We start from the raw sequence: 15,591 nt of genomic DNA, 5'->3' as shown, positions 1-15,591 counted from the left end.
CCGCCTAGTTTGTGACTGCTCACTAACAAATGGCAAGGGTTGTCTGCGTCACGGCTACGGTGGCGCCATGACGACGCGCGAGATGACCGTTGCCGACTCCGTCTGGATCGGGGTCCCTCCCGAAACGGCCTACGACGCCGTCAGCGACGTGACCCAGATGGGCCGCTGGAGCCCCGAGAACACCGGTGCCACGGTGGCGCGGCCGGCCGCTGCGGCGTACGTCGGGATGCACTTCGTCGGCAGCAACCGGCGTGGGCCGGCGCGCTGGCAGACCCGGTGCACGGTGACCGCCGCCGAGCGCGGACGCAGGTTCGCCTTCGACGTGGACCGCTACGGCCTCGCGCCGTTGCTGCTGCCGGTCTCGGTCGCGTCGTGGGAGTACACCTTCGAGCCGCAGGACGGCGGCACCCTCGTCACCGAGGTGTGGCGCGACGGCAGGACCCGCTGGCCGGACGTCAGCGTGCGCGTCTTCGACCCGCTGGCGACCGGCCACCCCAGCTTCGCTGCCTTCCAGCGTCGCAACATCGCGCGCACGCTGAAGAACCTCAAGCGCGAGCTCGAGCGTCCCTGACGTCACGCGACATTCACCGGTCGTCCACGCTGATCGGGGGATGGTGAAAGCCCGTGTGCGCATGCTGGACCCATGCGCACACGTGCCGAGGTCCACGAGATCACCCCGGTCCGCATCGACGGACTGCGCGTCCTCGTCGTCGCCGAGTCGTTCCTCCCGCAGGTCAACGGCGTCACCAACTCCGTAAGCCGGGTTCTCGACCACCTCGCGGCGGAGGGCCACGTGGCGGAGCTCGTCGCGCCGACCGGGCCCGAGACGTACGCAGGATTCCGGGTCGACATCGTGCGCGGCGCACGGCTGCCGTTCTACCGCGACTTCCGGGTGGGGCTGGAGACGCGGCGGCGGCTGCGCCGGATCATGCACGACTTCCGCCCGGACGTCGTCCACATCGCCTCCCCGGCGACGCTCGGCTACCAGGCCGCACGGACGGCGACCGAGCTCGGGATCCCCACTGTCGCCATCTACCAGACCGACCTGGTCGGCTTCGCCGAGCGCTACGGGATCCCCGGTGGTGCGCTTGCGATGGCGGCCCTGACCCGGAAGATCCACACCAGCGTCGACCGCACCCTTGCCCCGTCCACCGCCAGCCTGCAGCAGCTGGAGGCGCTCGGCGTCCCGGGGCTCGGCACCTGGAAGCGGGGCGTCGACCTCGCCCAGTTCCATCCACGGCACCGTGACGAGGGGCTCCGCCGGCGGCTCGCGCCCGAGGGCGAGGTCCTCGTCGGCTACGTCGGCCGCCTCGCCCCGGAGAAGGAGATCGAGCTCCTCCGCCACCTGGACGTCCTCGACGGCGTGCGGGTCGTGGTGGTCGGCGGCGGCCCGTCGGAGGCCGACCTCCGCAGGGCACTCCCGAACGCGACCTTCCTCGGGATGCTCCACGGCGGTGAGTTGGCCGCGGCCTACGCGAGCCTCGACGTCTTCGTGCACACCGGGCGCCATGAGACGTTCGGCCAGTCGCTGCAGGAGGCGATGGCGTCCGGCGTGCCCGTGATCGCGCCCGAGAAGGGTGGACCGGTCGACGTCGTCGACCGCACGGCGGGCTTCCTCTTCCCGCCGGGGGATGGCGAGGCGCTGACGGCGTACGTCCGGCTGCTGGTGCAGGACGAGGCCCTCCGCGAGCAGCTCGCGGTCCGGGCCCGCCGCTGCGTGGAGGGCCGCGGCTGGCACGCCGTCAACGAAACCCTCGTCGCGCACTACCGCGAGGTCATCGCCGCGCGCCGGCCCGCGCCGCTACGCCGGGCTTCCTGACCACGAGTGCGGGTTCGCGTGACCACAACTGCGGATTCGCGCGACCACACGCGCCAGTTCGCAGCAGAACCCCCTGTCCTGACAGGCGAACGCGGCTAGGGTGACGCTCGTGTCCAGCCACGCCGGTGCTCCCGAAGCCAACACCGCTCCCACTGCCGTGATCACGCCGGAGGAGCTGGCCCAGGCGGGCGAGATCCTCGGCGCCGTCCAGCACGCGTTCTCCGGCCGTGTGGTCGGCCAGGAGCGGCTCCGCACCGCCCTGCTCGTGGCGCTGCTCGCGGAGGGCCACATCCTCGTGGAGTCGGTGCCCGGCCTGGCCAAGACCCTCGCGGCCAGCACGCTCGCGGCCAGCGTGCACGCCGAGTTCTCGCGGATCCAGTGCACGCCCGACCTGCTGCCCAGCGACATCATCGGCACCCAGGTCTACGACCCGCGCAACCACACCTTCGAGACCCAGCTGGGTCCGGTGCACGCCAACTTCGTGCTCCTCGACGAGATCAACCGCGCCAGCGCGAAGACCCAGTCAGCCATGCTCGAGGCGATGCAGGAGGCGCAGACCTCGATCGCGGGCGTCATCCACAAGCTCCCGCAGCCGTTCATGGTGCTCGCCACCCAGAACCCCATCGAGGAGGAGGGCACCTACGTCCTCCCGCGCGCGCAGATGGACCGCTTCCTGCTCAAGGAGGTGCTCGACTACCCGAGCATCGAGGAGGAGGTCCAGGTCCTCGAGCGCATCGAGAACGGCACGCTCGGCCGCGACACCTCCGCGACCGCCGTTGTCGGCCACGACCACATCGCCTGGCTCCACGCGCTGACCCGTCGGGTCTACGTCGACCCCGCGGTCAAGAAGTACGTCGCGTCGCTGGTCGCCGCGACCCGCGGTGAGGCCCTCCCGGCCGACGTCCGCGGCTACGTCGACATGGGTGCCTCACCGCGCGCCACCGTCGCGTTCTTCCAGGCCTCGCGTGCGCTCGCGCTGATGAGCGGCCGCAACCACGTCCTCCCCGAGGACGTGCGCACGCTGCGCCACGGCGTACTCCGGCACCGGGTGCACCTCTCCTTCGAGGCACTCGCCGAGAGGGTCCGTGTGGAGGACATCATCGACGCCGTCGTGAAGACCGTCCCCAGCCCGTGAGGCAGGCCTGACGCATGGCCGTCCACCTCACGCGGGTCAAGTCCCGCCTCTCCATCCACGCACACCGCAAGGTGCGTGGCCTCCTCGAGGGGGAGTACGCCGCCCTGCACGCCGGGCGGAGCATGGACTTCAACGACCTGCGTGAGTACGTCCGCGGCGACGACGTGAAGGACATCGACTGGAAGGCGTCCGCGCGCTCACGTGCGCTGCTGGTCAAGCGCTACGCGGCGCTGCGGCAGCACACCATCCAGCTCGTCGTCTCGACCGGGCGGAGCATGGCGGCGCTGCAGAGCCGTGACGTGCCCAAGCGCGACCTGGCGGTCATGACCGCCGGGATCCTGGGCTGGCTGGCGGTCCGCCACGGCGACCTCGTCGGCGTGGCCTGGGGCGACGCGGACGAGCAGCACCTGCTCCGGCCCCAGCGCGGTGAGCTCCCTCTCGAGCGGGGCCTGCAGGCGATCCACGACGCGACCGCCACGACCTCCGGTGCCTCCGACCTCGCCGCCCTCGTCGAGTACGTCGTCCGCACCGTCCGGCGCCGGACCGTGCTGGCGCTGGTCTGCGACGCGTGGGAGCTCGACGAGGCCGCGCTCGCTGCGGTCAAGCGCCTCGCGGTGCAGCACGAGGTCCTCTTCGTGACCGTCGGCGGGATCGACCCCACCTCGGAGGACCTGGCCCTCGACACCCTCACCGACGTCGAGACGGGCCGCCCGTTGCCGCAGTGGATCGCCGACGACGAGGAGCTCCGCCGCCAGTACGCCGACATGCTGGTCGCCGATGCCACCTCCCTCAAGCGCCAGCTCGACGGCCTCGGCATCGTCCACGCCCACGTCGCCGACGAGGCGAGCGTCATCAAGACCGTCTTCGACCTCCTGGAGCACCACCGCCATGCGCGCCGCCGCTGACTTCGTCGGCCCCGCGTCGTACGCCGGGCCGTGGACGTGGCTGCCGTACGTCCTCGTGCTGGCGGTGGCGGGGTGGTACGCATGGGTGCTGCTGGGTGGGCGCCGTCCGGCTGAGGTCGACGAGGAGTTCGTCTCCTCGCGCAACCCGGCCGACACGGTCCGTGGCCGCCGGCTGCAGGAGCTCGACCGCATCGACCAGTACGTCCGCGCCGGCCAGCTGCCGCTGCGCGAGGGGTTCCAGCGGTTGAGCGCGACGGTCCGCGCCTTCGTCGGCGAGGTGAGTGACGTCCCGGCGCGCACGATGACGCTGGAGGAGCTCCGCGCCTCGTCGCACCCGCGGGTGGCCGACGCCATCGCAGCGATGTACCCACCCGAGTTCGCGCCTGACGACGCCTCGCTCGACGACTTCGCGCGCAGCCTCCAGCAGGCCCGGGAGCTGGTGCGCACATGGACCTGAGGTGGCCGCTCCTGCTGGTGGCGCTGCTCGTGCTGCTGCCGCTGGCCTACGCCCTGCTGATGCGCTTCCTGCCCGATCCCGAGACACCGGTCGGTCTGCCGGTCGCGCACGCGGCACGCCTGCGGGCACTGCCGCGCTTCCGCGAGCTGGCGCGCCAGCAGCTGCTGCTGACGCAGGTGCAGCTCGTCTCCGTCGGGCTCGTCCTCGTCGGCGCCGTGTGGCTCGCGGCGCGCCCGCTGCACACCGAGGTCGTCGACGAGCCGGCTCGCCCCGGCGACCTGATCGTCTGCGCGGACCTGACCCCCGCCGCCCGCACCGGCACGATCGCGGCCCTCGGCCAGATGCGCGGCCTGCTTCCCGTGCTGCGCACCGAGCCGGTCCGTCTCGGCATGCAGGGATTCCAGGCCAGCACGGCGGAGCTGCTGGCGCTCACCGACGACTTCGCCCAGGCCGACGCGGTCCTCGCGGAGACCCAGCAGACGCTGCGCTCCCTCGGCGCGAAGGGCTCCGAGGGAGCTGCCACCGGCGATGGCCTGGTGACCTGCGCGAAGGCGTTCGACGCCCCGAAGGCGAAGCGTGGCCGCGCGGTCGTCCTCGTCGGCTCCGGGTCCTCCGCGGGCTCGGTGCTGGGCATCGCCGAGGCTGCCGGCATCGCGCGCGATCGTGGCGTCACGGTGTACGCCGTCCCCGTGGGCGCCTCCGCGTCCGGCCTGGCCGACCTCAAGGCGGCCGCCCGGCTGACCGGTGGCGCCGTCGTGACCGGGGGCAACCCCGTCGACGCGGTCTGGTCGAAGGAAGCGGTCCGCCTCGACCCGCCGCCGGTGGCGCTGCGGCGCGACGGGCCCGTCGTACCCACTGTCGTCGTGCTGCTCGGCCTCGGCGGCCTGCTGCTCGCCGGCCTGCGGGGGTTGTTCCGATGAAGCCCAACTGGAACGTCCGCATCGCCATGGCCGTCCTCGCCGTGCTCATCGCGTTCCGGCCGGGCGTCGGGGGAGCGGGCGACGCGGAGAAGCCCGTCGGTGACCGGCTCGAGGTGCTGCTGGTGGTCGACGAGACGCTCAGCATGTCGGCGCTCGACTACGCCGGCGTACGGTCGCGGCTGGAGGGGGTGCGCGAGGACCTCACCCAGATCACGAAGGCTCTTCCGGATGCCCACATCGGACTGATCGGCTTCGGTCACGACGCCAAGGTCGACCTCGCCTTCACCAACAGCCGTGCCGCCGTGCAGCGGGCCGTCCAGAAGGTGACCCGCGAGCCGATGCTGGCCGGCACGGGCACCGTCATGGACCGACCGCTCGACCTGATGCGGAAGGTCCTCAGCGATGCCGAGCGGCAGCACCCCGAGAGGCGTCGGGTCGTGGTCTTCCTCAGCGACGGCGAGAACACGAAGAAGGGCGTGAAGCAGCGCTCGTTCGCACCGCTCGCGCAGTACGTCGACGCGGGGGCCGTGCTCGGCTACGGGACCAGTGCTGGAGGCCGGATGCCGACCGGCGGCGAGCCGCCGTGGACCTTCGTCCGTGACCAGACCACCGGTGGTGACGCCCTCAGCCGCATCGACGAGGCGAACCTGAAGAAGATCGCCCGACAGGTCGGTGTCGAGTACGCCTACCGCGGCGGCACGGGCTCGCTGACCGCCTGGGCAGCCGCCCTCGCCCAGGAGGGCTCGAGCACCCCGGCCGACGGCAACGAGGACTTCGAGCTCTACTGGATCCTCGCCCTCCTGCTCGCCGCCCTCGCCCTCGTGGAGCTGCGCCTGGACGTCCTGGCCTGGCGCGAGGCCCGAGAGGTGGCCGGATGACGCTCTCCGCCGAGCAGCGCAGGCTGCTCCTCATCGGCGCGCTGCCCACGCTGGTGGCCCTGCTGGCCGCGGTTCACCTGTGGCTGCTGGTGCACGGCAACGACTCCGCGCGCGACGACTACGAGGCGGGTCGCTATGCCGACGCGCGCTCGACCTTCGAGGGGGCCAGGGACCTCGGCGTCGTCTCGCCCTGGATCGCCCCCTTCAACGCCGGCACTGCGGCGTACGGTGCGAAGGAGTACAAGGCGGCCGTCACGCTCTTCAGCGCCGCGCTCGAGGACGCGCCCGATGACCGGAAGTGCGACGTGCGCGTCGACCTCGCCCTCACCCACAAGGCGATGGCCGACCAGGCTGCCTCCAGGGACGACCGTGCCGCGCAGCAGGTCGCCCTGCGTGACGCCCGCACGGCGATCCAGGGCACCGGGTGCGACGACAAGCTCGAGAAGGAGCTCCAGGACGAGATCAACAAGGCGTCGTCCGGCTCGAGCAGCAAGTCCGAGGACCAGAAGCTCGACGAGGTCGAGAAGAAGAACCGCGAAGCCGCCAAGGTCAAGGACATCGAGCTCGAGCCCAAGAACGAGCCGGAGCAGCAGATCCAGTGGTGAGGTGGTCGCTCCGGTCAGCCGCGCGGGCGGACGTCGAGCAGATCGCGGAGCTGCGGGCGGTCGTCCTCCGGCCCGACCTCGAGCGCCTCGGCCGGTACGACGAGGTCCGGGTCCGGCAGAGGTTCCGGGCCGGCTTCGTGCCCGAGCACACGCGGGTGATCGAGGTCCGCGGCGAGTTCGCCGGATCCGTGACGGTGCGACCGGGACCGGGGGAGACGTGGCTCGAGCACTTCTACCTCGCCCCGGTGGTGCAGGGGCAGGGAATCGGTTCGGCGATCTTGACGCGACTGCTCGGCGAGACCTCGGGAGAGGTGCGGCTCAACGTGCTGCAGGGCAGCCCCGCGCGTCGGCTCTACGAGCGGCACGGCTTCACGACGTACGCCGAGGACGCTGTCGATGTCTGGATGCTGCGTGCCCCCCTTGCCTGAGCCAGCACGTCAGCCGAGCAGGACGATCGCCTCATCGACGGTGTCGACCAGGTGCACGTGTGGCTCCATGGGCCGGCCTCGCGCCAGCGCCTCGAGCAGCGGCCACGCCGGAAACGTCTCGGTCCAGTAGGACCGCCCGACCAGGACCATCGGCGCGACCGAGGACGCGTCGGCGTAGTAGTTCTCGCAGGCGTCCTGGAAGATCTCCTGCACCGTGCCGCCGGCGCCGGGGAGGAAGACGATGCCGGCGTTGCAGACCTGGAGCAGGATCGCCTCGCGCACAGGGTTGCCGAAGTACTTCGCGATCGAGGTCGCGAAGGGGTTGGGGGGCTCGTGGCCGTAGTGCCACGTCGGGATACCGAGCGACTCGCCGCCGTCGGGCCAGCGGTCGCGGACCTCGAACGCCGAGGCGGCCCACGCGCCGATGTCGGGACGGAACGACGGTACGCCGGCGACAACCGCGAGTGCCTCGTCGAGCTCGTCCAGCGAGCGCTTCGCCATCCACGCACCGAGGTTGGCTGCCTCCATGGCGCCCGGCCCGCCGCCGGTCGCGACGGTGAAGGTGTGGGCCAGACCGTGCCCGAGCCGGGCTGCTGCGGCGTACTCCTCCGAGCCTCGCTGGGCCGCGTGGCCGCCCATGACGCCGACGAGGGAGCGGCCGGCGACCCAGGCAGCGAGGGCGGTGTCGATGCCGTGGTCGTGCAGGGCGCGGGCGAGCAGTGCCTCGCGCCCGGTCTCGCGCGACCAGGCGTAGGACCGCGCGTCCAGCGAGCCGGTGTAGTCGGTGACGTCGTAGAGCTCGGCGGGGGAGTAGAGGCTCGACCGGTAGGGGTCGACCGGTGCGCCGGGCAGCGCGGGGAAGACGATCGCGCCCCGCTCCTCGAGGGTGGCCTCGACGCCCGGAGCGAGTGCACACCCGAGGAACATCGCGCCCGCGACGCTGGCGTCGGCGAGCACGGCAGACCGGTCCGACAGGTCCAGTCCGGTCAGCACCCATCCCGCCATCGACGCGACGCCGGCCCCGATGCGTTCGTCGAAGTCCGCGAGGTCGCGCACCTCGACGACCTGCCCTCGCCTCTGCTTCATGGCGCCAACCTAGTGGTCCTCCACAGCCCTGACTCCGGGCCGCGTTGACGCGCCGCGCCTGAGGCGCTCACGATGGGGTCGACTCGGGAGGTCGGATGGTCAGGCTGGATTCGGCGAGGGTGGCGACGGCGCCGCACGTCCTGTTGGCGTTCACGCTGCTCATCGCCGCGCTGGGTGTCTTCCCACACCACCTGCTCTTCCTGTTCCCGCTCGCTGCCAGCCTGACCCTCGCTGGCCTGCACCCGAGGGCACGCATCGTCGTCGCGGCGGTGAGCGCGGGGATGCTCGTGCTCGGCGCCCTGATGGCCATCGGCTGAGGCCCCAGTTGACCGCCACCCAGGCTCAGCGCTCGGTGTAGCGCTCCTCGTGCAGGACGGTGGCGAGAGGCGAGCGGTGCCGCCACCCGAACCGCTCGAGGTCAGGCACCTCGGGCAGCTCCGAGACGGGACCGACGCAGAGCCAGGCGATCGGCCGGACGTGCTCCGGCATGTCGACCAGCTCGCGGAGGAACTCCTCGCGGTAGAACGAGACCCAGCCGACGCCGAGCCCCTCCTGGGTCGCGGCGAGCCAGAAGTTCTGGATCGAGCAGACGGCGGAGTAGAGCCCCGCGTCCGCGATGGCGTGGCGGCCGAGCACGTTGCTGCCGCCGCGGGTCGGGTCGTAGCCGACGACGACGCCGAGGGTGGACTCGAGGATCCCCTCGACCTTGATCTTGCTGAACGTCTCGGCGCGCTCGCCCTCGAGGGAGGCGGCGAAGACGTCGCGCTCGGAGGCGACGTGGTCGCGGAACGCCTGACGCGTCTCGTCGGAGCGGACCAGGACGTAGTCCCATGGCTGTGACATGCCGACGCTGGGCGCGGCGTGCGCCGCGGACAGGACCCGGGTGAGCACGTCGTCCTCGATCGGCGCGCCGTTGAACTCGGCGCGCGTGTCCCGGCGACGGTTGATCGCGTCGTACAGCTCCACGGTCCTGCTTTCCTCGGGTCGGGGTTCCAGCGAGTGCACCACGCAACCAGCGACGGAACCGCAGCGGTTGAACCTACCCCGCGGCCCCCGCCGGTCACGCCCTAGGCTCGTGCCGTGGCCACCCGCGATCTCACCTGGTTCCGCGCTCCGGGCGCCGACCGACCCGGCACGACCAACCTCTGCTACCACGCGCTCGACCTCCGGGTCATCCGCGGTGAGGCCTCGGCGCCGGCGCTCACCACCGCCACCGGGTCGTACGACGTGGCGTGGCTGCTCGAGCAGGTCGGGGCCCTCGGTGGGGTGATGCGCAGCTTCGACCTGGCGCCCGGCCAGCAGGTCGCGATCGGCCTCGCCGACCCGCTGACCGAGGCCGTCGCGTTCCTCGCCGCGCTCCGCCTGGGCGCGGTCGTCGCCGACACCACCGACCGAGCGTCGATGGTGCTGACCGACGGCTCGCTGGAGCCGCTGGGTGGTGTTCCGGCGCTCCTGCACGGCGTCGCGTCGCAGGACCCGGTCTGGCAGCTCGAATGGGAGTTCGCGCTGAGCGCGGGACGCACCGACCCGGCACCGGTCGTCGACGTCGCCGGAGACGCCCCTGCCCTGCAGGTTGACGGCGAGACCGTGCTCACCCGCGACGTGCCGACGCACGACTCCGCGGCCGCTCGGCTCGTCATGGCGCTCGGCGCCGGAGAGGCGGTCGCCCTGTGAGCCAGCGTCGCGACATCGTCGTCCTCGGTTCGACCGGCTCGATCGGCACGCAGGCGCTCGACCTCGTCCGGGCCAACCCCGACCGCTTCCGGGTCGTCGGCCTCACCGCCGGCGGCTCCAACCCCGAGCTCTTCGAGCAGCAGGTCGCCGAATTCTCGGCGGCGTACCCAGCACTCTTCTCCGGGCTGGGGGAGGAGGCCTCGACCGAGGCCGCCGCCCTGGCGTGCGACGTGGTGCTCAACGGCATCACCGGCGCCGTCGGGCTGCGCCCCACCCTGGCCGCGCTCGAGGCCGGCAACACGCTCGCGCTGGCCAACAAGGAGTCGCTCATCATCGGCGGCCCGCTCGTGCTCGAGCGTGCGAAGCCGGGCCAGATCGTCCCCGTCGACTCCGAGCACTCCGCGGTCGCCCAGTGCCTGCGCGCCGGCACCCCGCAGGAGGTACGCCGACTCGTCCTGACCGCCTCCGGCGGCCCGTTCCGCGGCTGGTCGCGCGAGCAGCTCGCCGGGGTCACGCGCGAGCAGGCGCTCAACCACCCGACCTGGGCGATGGGCCCGGTGATCACCGTCAACTCTGCGACCCTGGTCAACAAGGGCCTCGAGGTGATCGAGGCGCACCTGCTCTTCGGGCTGCCGTTCGACCGGATCGACGTGGTCGTCCACCCGACCAGCGTGGTGCACTCGATGGTCGAGTTCGTCGACGGCTCCACGATCCTGCAGGCGAGCCCGCCGACGATGATGATCCCGATCGCGCTGGGGCTGGAGTGGCCCGACCGCGTGCCCGACGCCGCCCCGTCGTGCGACTGGACGAGGCCGGAGACCTGGCAGTTCTTCCCGCTCGACGACGAGGCGTTCCCGGCCGTAGGGCTGGCCCGTCGGGTCGGCGCAGCGGGCGGCTGCTTCCCGGCCGTCTACAACGCCGCCAACGAGGTCGCGGTCGAGGCGTTCCTGGCCGGGGGTCTGGGCTTCACCGAGATCGTGGCCACGGTGGAGTCGGTCGTCGACGCGTTCGACGCCTTTTTGCCCGAAGACCTACGCTCGAAGCAGCTGACCGTCGATGATGTTCTCAACGCGGATCAGTGGGCCCGTGCCGAGGCCCGCCACTGCATCGAGGGGATGAAGGACCGGCTCTGATGGCCTTGCTGTACTACACCCTCGGCGTCCTCGTCTTTGTGGTCGCCATGCTCGCCTCGATCGCGCTGCACGAGGTGGGGCACATGGTCCCGGCGCGCAGGTTCGGGGGCAAGGTCACGCAGTACTTCGTCGGCTTCGGTCCGACGATCTGGTCGAAGCAGGTCGGCGAGACGGAGTACGGCGTCAAGGCGATCCCGCTCGGCGGCTACGTCAAGATCATCGGCATGCTGCCGCCGGGGGCCGAGGAGGTCGCCGAGGTCGAGACCGACGCCGACGGCAACCAGGTCATGCGGGTCCGGAAGTCCAACACCGGAATCTTCACCCAGCTGGTCTCCGACGCGCGTGCGGCCGAGTGGGAGCTCGTGCAGCCCGAGGACGAGCCGCGGCTCTTCTACAAGCTGGCGTGGTGGAAGAAGGTCGTCGTCATGGCGGGCGGCCCCACCGTCAACCTGCTCCTCGCCTTCCTCATCTTCTGGGGCGTCTTCGCCACGGCCGGCAACGACAACGACGTGCGCGCCGAGCCCGTCGTCGAGAGCGTCTCCGCCTGCGTCGTTCCGGCCGCGCAGGACCAGCGCGAGTGCACCCCCGCCGAGCTCCGCGAGCACCCGTCCCCGGCTGCTGCGGCGGGCATCGAGCCGGGTGACCGGCTGGTCTCCTGGAACGGCGAGCGCGTCACTTCGTGGACGCAGCTGCAGGAGTGGATCCGTGGCAACGGCTCCGCGGCCGCGACGCTCGTCGTCGAGCGCGACGGAGCAGAGCGCACGCTCGACGTCACCACGCAGGTCACCCCGCGCCCCCTCGACCCCGCCGCCCCGGAGAAGCTCGAGCCGGTGGGCTTCCTCGGCGTCACGCCCGTCACCGAGGCCCGCACCGGCGGCCCGCTCTACACGCTCGGCCAGATGGGCGGGATGGTGGGAGAGACGGTCGAGGCCATCGCTGTGCTCCCGGTCAAGGTGTGGCACGTCGGCATGGCGCTCGTCGGCCTCGAGGAGCGCGACCCCAACGGCCCGGTGAGCATCGTCGGCGGCGGTCGGTTCGCCGGTGAGATCGCGGCCCACGAGGACTTCCCCGTGCAGGACAAGGCCGTCACGCTGCTCGGCCTGATCGCGGGCTTCAACCTCTTCGTCGGCATGTTCAACTTCGTGCCGCTGCTGCCGCTCGACGGTGGCCACATCGCCGGTGCGCTCTGGGAGGGCATGCGCCGTGGCTGGGCCCGGCTCCTGCGGCGTCCCGACCCGGGCCATGTCGACGTCGCCCGCCTGCTGCCGGTCGCCTACGTGATGACGATGGCCTTCGTGGTGATGGGCATCGTGCTGATCCTGGCGGACCTGATCATCCCCGTCCGGCTCTACGGGTAGGTCTGGGCCGGGCCCCCTCAGACACGCCCTAGACTCGAGGCATGACGTCGACCAGCACGCCGATCTCCTTGGGCATGCCCGAAGCCCCCGCCCCCGTGCTGGCAGCGCGCCGGCCGACCCGCCAGATCAAGGTGGGCAAGGTCGGGGTCGGCTCCGACTCCCCGGTGAGCGTGCAGTCGATGACGACGACGCTGACCTCCGACGTCAACTCGACGCTGCAACAGATCGCCGAGCTCACGGCGGCAGGCTGCGACATCGTGCGCGTCGCCTGCCCGAGCCAGGACGACGCCGACGCCCTGCCCGCGATCGCGAGCAAGGCGAACATCCCGGTCATCGCCGACATCCACTTCCAGCCGAAGTACGTCTACGCCGCGATCGACGCCGGCTGTGCTGCCGTCCGGGTCAACCCGGGCAACATCCGGGCCTTCGACGACCAGGTCAAGCAGATCGCCCGCGCGGCCGCTGACCGTGGCACGAGCATCCGCATCGGCGTCAACGCCGGATCGCTCGACAAGCGCCTGCTGGAGAAGTACGGCAAGGCCACGCCCGAGGCGCTGGTCGAGAGCGCGATCTGGGAGGCGAGCCTCTTCGAGGAGCACGGCTTCCGTGACTTCAAGATCTCGGTCAAGCACAACGATCCGGTCGTGATGGTCCGTGCCTACGAGCTGCTGGCCGAGAAGGGCGACTGGCCGCTCCACCTCGGCGTGACCGAGGCGGGCCCGGCGTTCCAGGGCACGATCAAGTCCGCGACCGCGTTCGGTGCGCTGCTCTCCAAGGGCATCGGCGACACGATCCGGGTCAGCCTCTCTGCGCCGCCCGTGGAAGAGGTCAAGGTCGGCATCTCGATCCTGCAGTCGCTCAACCTGCGCCCCCGCAAGCTCGAGATCGTCTCCTGCCCGAGCTGCGGCCGCGCCCAGGTCGACGTCTACAAGCTGGCCGAGCAGGTCACGGCGGGCCTGGAGGGCCTGGAGGTCCCGCTGCGCGTCGCCGTCATGGGGTGCGTCGTCAACGGTCCCGGTGAGGCCCGCGAGGCCGACCTCGGTGTCGCCTCGGGCAACGGCAAGGGCCAGATCTTCGTCCGCGGCGAGGTCATCAAGACCGTCCCCGAGGCGCAGATCGTCGAGACGCTGATCGAGGAGGCCATGCGCCTCGCCGAGGAGATGGAGCCGGTCGAGGGCGCCGGCGCCGAGGTCTCCGTCTCCTGACGCGCGGGCGCGGCACCTCGACCGCGTCCAGCTCGGGATTCCCGTGCCCATGGGTGGCGGATTACAGTCACAACGTGTTGTCCACCACGGCGCAGGTGCGCACCCTCGGATCGGCCGATGTCCCGGCCTTCCTCGAGCTTGCCGCCAACGACCCTGTGGTCAACGTCTTCGTCGACTACCGGGCCCGGATGACGCGCCTCGACCCGGCATGGCTGGGCGGTGAGGTGATCGGCCGGTTCGTGGGCCGCGAGCTCGTCGCGGCGCTCCACATCGGGGCCAACCTGGTGCCGGTGCAGGCCGGTCCCGCGGACCTCGAGCACTTCGCACGCCACCTCCGCGGCGTCCCCGCGAGCTGGGCGACGCTCGTGGGGCCGCATGCGGCGGTCGAGCGCCTGTGGGCGATGCTCCAGGACGACTACGCCGTGCCGCGTGCCGAGCGGTGGCGCCAGCCGCACCTCGAGCTCACCGGTGCGCCCACGGTCCCCAGCGACCCGCTCGTCCGGCGTACGACGGAGGCCGACCTGTCCGCGCTCTACCCGGCCTGCGTGGCGATGTACACCGAGGAGGTCGGCGTCTCGCCGGAGACCGGCGGGGGAGGCCCGCTCTACCGCGCCCGGGTGCGCCAGCTGGTCAACCGGGGCTGGTCGTTCGCCCGGTTCGACGAGGAGGGCAGGGTGCTCTTCAAGGCCGAGGTCGCCAGCGTGACGCCGTACGCCGCGCAGGTGCAGGGCGTCTGGGTGGCGCCGCACGCGCGGGGTCGCGGGCTGGCGGCGCCGGGCATGGCCCGCGTCGCCGAGCTGGTGCTGGCCGAGATCGCGCCGACCGTGTCGCTCTACGTCAACGAGTGGAATCTTCCGGCCCGTGCGGCGTACGCGCGTGCCGGTTTCGTCGAGACCGCCAGGTTCTCGACCATCATGTTCTGAACCGTTCCCGCGGTGCCGCTCCGGCAGTAGCCTCGAGCCATGGCTCCTCTTCCGCTCGGCAGCAAGCTCCTCTCCGGCGCGTTCCTCGCCTCCGGCACGCTGCACCTGGTCAAGCCCAACGTGTTCGAGCCGCTGATGCCGGACTTCGTTCCCGCGCACCGCGAGATCATCATCGGCTCGGGGGTCGCGGAGATCGCGTGTGCGCTCGGCATGCTCCTCCCGCCGACGCGTCGCGTCGCGGGCCTGGCGAGCGCCGCGCTCCTCGTCGGTGTCTTCCCGGGCAACCTGAAGATGGCCGATGACGCCCGCCGCCTGGGGAGCCCGACGCTCAGGGCGGTCGCCTACGGGCGCCTCCCGCTGCAGCTGCCGATGATCAAGGCCGCGCTGAACGCCTCGAAGGCCTGACCCGCGCGATCAGGTGAGGTAGCGGCCGCGGGTGCGCTGCCACCACTCGCGGCGCCGTCCGTAGGCCTCCAGCACCGAGGACATCGACGGTGCGAGCGAGCTGCGCCGTACCGGCTCCGCCTCCGTGTCGTACGACGGCCGGTCGCCGTCCCACCACACGGGCGCCGTGAGCGCGTCGAGGAGCGGCTGGAGTGCCGTCATCGAGGCTTCTCCCCAGGCGATGGCGCGGTCCATGCCGGCGCGGTTGGGGGCTAGGGTCACGGGGCTGAGCGTGGGTGTCATGCGCTCGAGGTGGTCGGCGTAGGGCGCGTTGCCGATCATCTGGACCGCGACGGCCTGCGTCACCGGGGTCATCCAGAGGTGCTTGGGATCCCAGCGGGGGTGCATCGAGTCGAGCGCAATCACGACGCCGTTGCGGGTGCCGATCCGCCCGTCGCGCAGGCGGCGGTAGGCCAGCTCGACCGGCACGTTGGCTGCCGCGACACCGTCGACGAGAGCGGCCACCTTCTTCTGCGCCATCCACTCGTCGACGAGCGCGATCATGCGCTCGCTCTTCGCCTCGTGGTGAAGGACGCCCGGGATCGCGGCGGAGAACGACTGGGCGTCGACGACGTCGAACTGACGGGTCAGCTCGTCCGCGCCGATCACCAGTGGCTTGAC

General features: G+C 71.6%; 19 protein-coding genes. 16 read left to right on the top strand and 3 right to left on the bottom strand.

The features are described from left to right. The first annotated feature begins 67 nt into the window (after window positions 1–67). From VLF38_RS08355 to VLF38_RS08315, 9 genes are all read left to right on the top strand, one after another. Window positions 68–571 (top strand): SRPBCC family protein, encoded by a 504-nt coding sequence (locus VLF38_RS08355; RefSeq protein ID WP_325270814.1) that lies wholly within the window; start codon window positions 68–70, stop codon window positions 569–571. A gap of 72 nt (window positions 572–643) precedes the next feature. Further along, window positions 644–1,819 (top strand): glycosyltransferase family 1 protein, encoded by a 1,176-nt coding sequence (locus tag VLF38_RS08350; RefSeq protein WP_325270813.1) that lies wholly within the window; start codon window positions 644–646, stop codon window positions 1,817–1,819. A 109-nt stretch (window positions 1,820–1,928) separates the two neighbouring features. After that, window positions 1,929–2,954: a MoxR family ATPase gene (locus VLF38_RS08345; RefSeq protein WP_325270812.1), complete on the top strand. Its 1,026-nt coding sequence runs from the start codon at window positions 1,929–1,931 to the stop codon at window positions 2,952–2,954. 14 nt (window positions 2,955–2,968) lie between these two features. Further along, window positions 2,969–3,859: a DUF58 domain-containing protein gene (locus VLF38_RS08340; protein WP_325270811.1), complete on the top strand. Its 891-nt coding sequence runs from the start codon at window positions 2,969–2,971 to the stop codon at window positions 3,857–3,859. Beyond that, a complete protein-coding gene (locus VLF38_RS08335; protein ID WP_325270810.1) occupies window positions 3,843–4,316 on the top strand; it encodes a hypothetical protein in 474 nt (157 codons plus the stop codon). Before VLF38_RS08340 ends, VLF38_RS08335 begins: the two co-directional genes overlap by 17 nt. Continuing rightward, the gene (locus VLF38_RS08330; RefSeq protein ID WP_325270809.1) at window positions 4,307–5,236 is read left to right on the top strand and encodes a hypothetical protein; all 930 of its coding nucleotides are present in this window, start codon (window positions 4,307–4,309) and stop codon (window positions 5,234–5,236) included. The genes VLF38_RS08335 and VLF38_RS08330 overlap by 10 nt, the downstream gene beginning before the upstream one ends. Beyond that, the gene (locus VLF38_RS08325; protein WP_325270808.1) at window positions 5,233–6,114 is read left to right on the top strand and encodes a vWA domain-containing protein; all 882 of its coding nucleotides are present in this window, start codon (window positions 5,233–5,235) and stop codon (window positions 6,112–6,114) included. Before VLF38_RS08330 ends, VLF38_RS08325 begins: the two co-directional genes overlap by 4 nt. Beyond that, a complete protein-coding gene (locus VLF38_RS08320; RefSeq protein ID WP_325270807.1) occupies window positions 6,111–6,719 on the top strand; it encodes a hypothetical protein in 609 nt (202 codons plus the stop codon). Before VLF38_RS08325 ends, VLF38_RS08320 begins: the two co-directional genes overlap by 4 nt. Continuing rightward, window positions 6,716–7,147, top strand: a complete 432-nt coding sequence (locus VLF38_RS08315) for a GNAT family N-acetyltransferase (protein WP_325270806.1) — start codon at window positions 6,716–6,718, stop codon at window positions 7,145–7,147. The genes VLF38_RS08320 and VLF38_RS08315 overlap by 4 nt, the downstream gene beginning before the upstream one ends. Before the next feature lie 9 nt (window positions 7,148–7,156). Here VLF38_RS08315 and VLF38_RS08310 read toward each other — a convergent pair whose 3' ends face one another. Continuing rightward, on the bottom strand, window positions 7,157–8,233 hold the full coding sequence (locus tag VLF38_RS08310; RefSeq protein WP_325270805.1) for a Rossmann fold nucleotide-binding protein: 1,077 nt from the start codon (window positions 8,231–8,233) through the stop codon (window positions 7,157–7,159). Between the two features lie 119 nt (window positions 8,234–8,352). Between VLF38_RS08310 and VLF38_RS08305 the strand changes: the two genes are divergently transcribed. Continuing rightward, window positions 8,353–8,550 (top strand): hypothetical protein, encoded by a 198-nt coding sequence (locus VLF38_RS08305; protein ID WP_325270804.1) that lies wholly within the window; start codon window positions 8,353–8,355, stop codon window positions 8,548–8,550. Window positions 8,551–8,575: 25 nt separating this feature from the next. On the opposite strand, the gene bluB is transcribed toward VLF38_RS08305, so the two are convergent. Then, a complete protein-coding gene (gene bluB / locus VLF38_RS08300; protein WP_325270803.1) occupies window positions 8,576–9,199 on the bottom strand; it encodes a 5,6-dimethylbenzimidazole synthase in 624 nt (207 codons plus the stop codon). Window positions 9,200–9,313: 114 nt separating this feature from the next. Between bluB and VLF38_RS08295 the strand changes: the two genes are divergently transcribed. The 6 genes from VLF38_RS08295 to VLF38_RS08270 all read left to right on the top strand — a co-directional run bounded on the left by VLF38_RS08295 (window position 9,314) and on the right by VLF38_RS08270 (window position 14,931). Further along, window positions 9,314–9,907 (top strand): hypothetical protein, encoded by a 594-nt coding sequence (locus VLF38_RS08295; RefSeq protein ID WP_325270802.1) that lies wholly within the window; start codon window positions 9,314–9,316, stop codon window positions 9,905–9,907. Next, window positions 9,904–11,040, top strand: coding sequence for a 1-deoxy-D-xylulose-5-phosphate reductoisomerase (locus VLF38_RS08290; RefSeq protein ID WP_325270801.1), 1,137 nt, complete (start codon window positions 9,904–9,906; stop codon window positions 11,038–11,040). The genes VLF38_RS08295 and VLF38_RS08290 overlap by 4 nt, the downstream gene beginning before the upstream one ends. Then, complete coding sequence (locus VLF38_RS08285; protein ID WP_325270800.1) at window positions 11,040–12,398, top strand: site-2 protease family protein; 1,359 nt, start codon at window positions 11,040–11,042, stop codon at window positions 12,396–12,398. Before VLF38_RS08290 ends, VLF38_RS08285 begins: the two co-directional genes overlap by 1 nt. Window positions 12,399–12,439: 41 nt before the next feature. After that, window positions 12,440–13,603, top strand: a complete 1,164-nt coding sequence (gene ispG, locus VLF38_RS08280) for a flavodoxin-dependent (E)-4-hydroxy-3-methylbut-2-enyl-diphosphate synthase (protein ID WP_325270799.1) — start codon at window positions 12,440–12,442, stop codon at window positions 13,601–13,603. A 74-nt stretch (window positions 13,604–13,677) separates the two neighbouring features. Continuing rightward, window positions 13,678–14,526, top strand: a complete 849-nt coding sequence (locus VLF38_RS08275; RefSeq protein WP_325270798.1) for a GNAT family N-acetyltransferase — start codon at window positions 13,678–13,680, stop codon at window positions 14,524–14,526. Between the two features lie 39 nt (window positions 14,527–14,565). After that, window positions 14,566–14,931, top strand: a complete 366-nt coding sequence (locus VLF38_RS08270) for a DoxX family protein (RefSeq protein WP_325270797.1) — start codon at window positions 14,566–14,568, stop codon at window positions 14,929–14,931. Between the two features lie 9 nt (window positions 14,932–14,940). Here the strand turns inward: VLF38_RS08270 and VLF38_RS08265 are convergent. Beyond that, window positions 14,941–15,591 (bottom strand): hypothetical protein (locus VLF38_RS08265; protein WP_325270796.1); only part of this gene is annotated, 651 nt, incomplete at its 5' end.

Source organism: Nocardioides sp. (assembly GCF_035481145.1).
GTDB lineage: Bacteria > Actinomycetota > Actinomycetes > Propionibacteriales > Nocardioidaceae > Nocardioides.
Note: the sequence above shows the minus strand (reverse complement) of the source record. Positions and strands in the feature narration are given on the sequence as shown.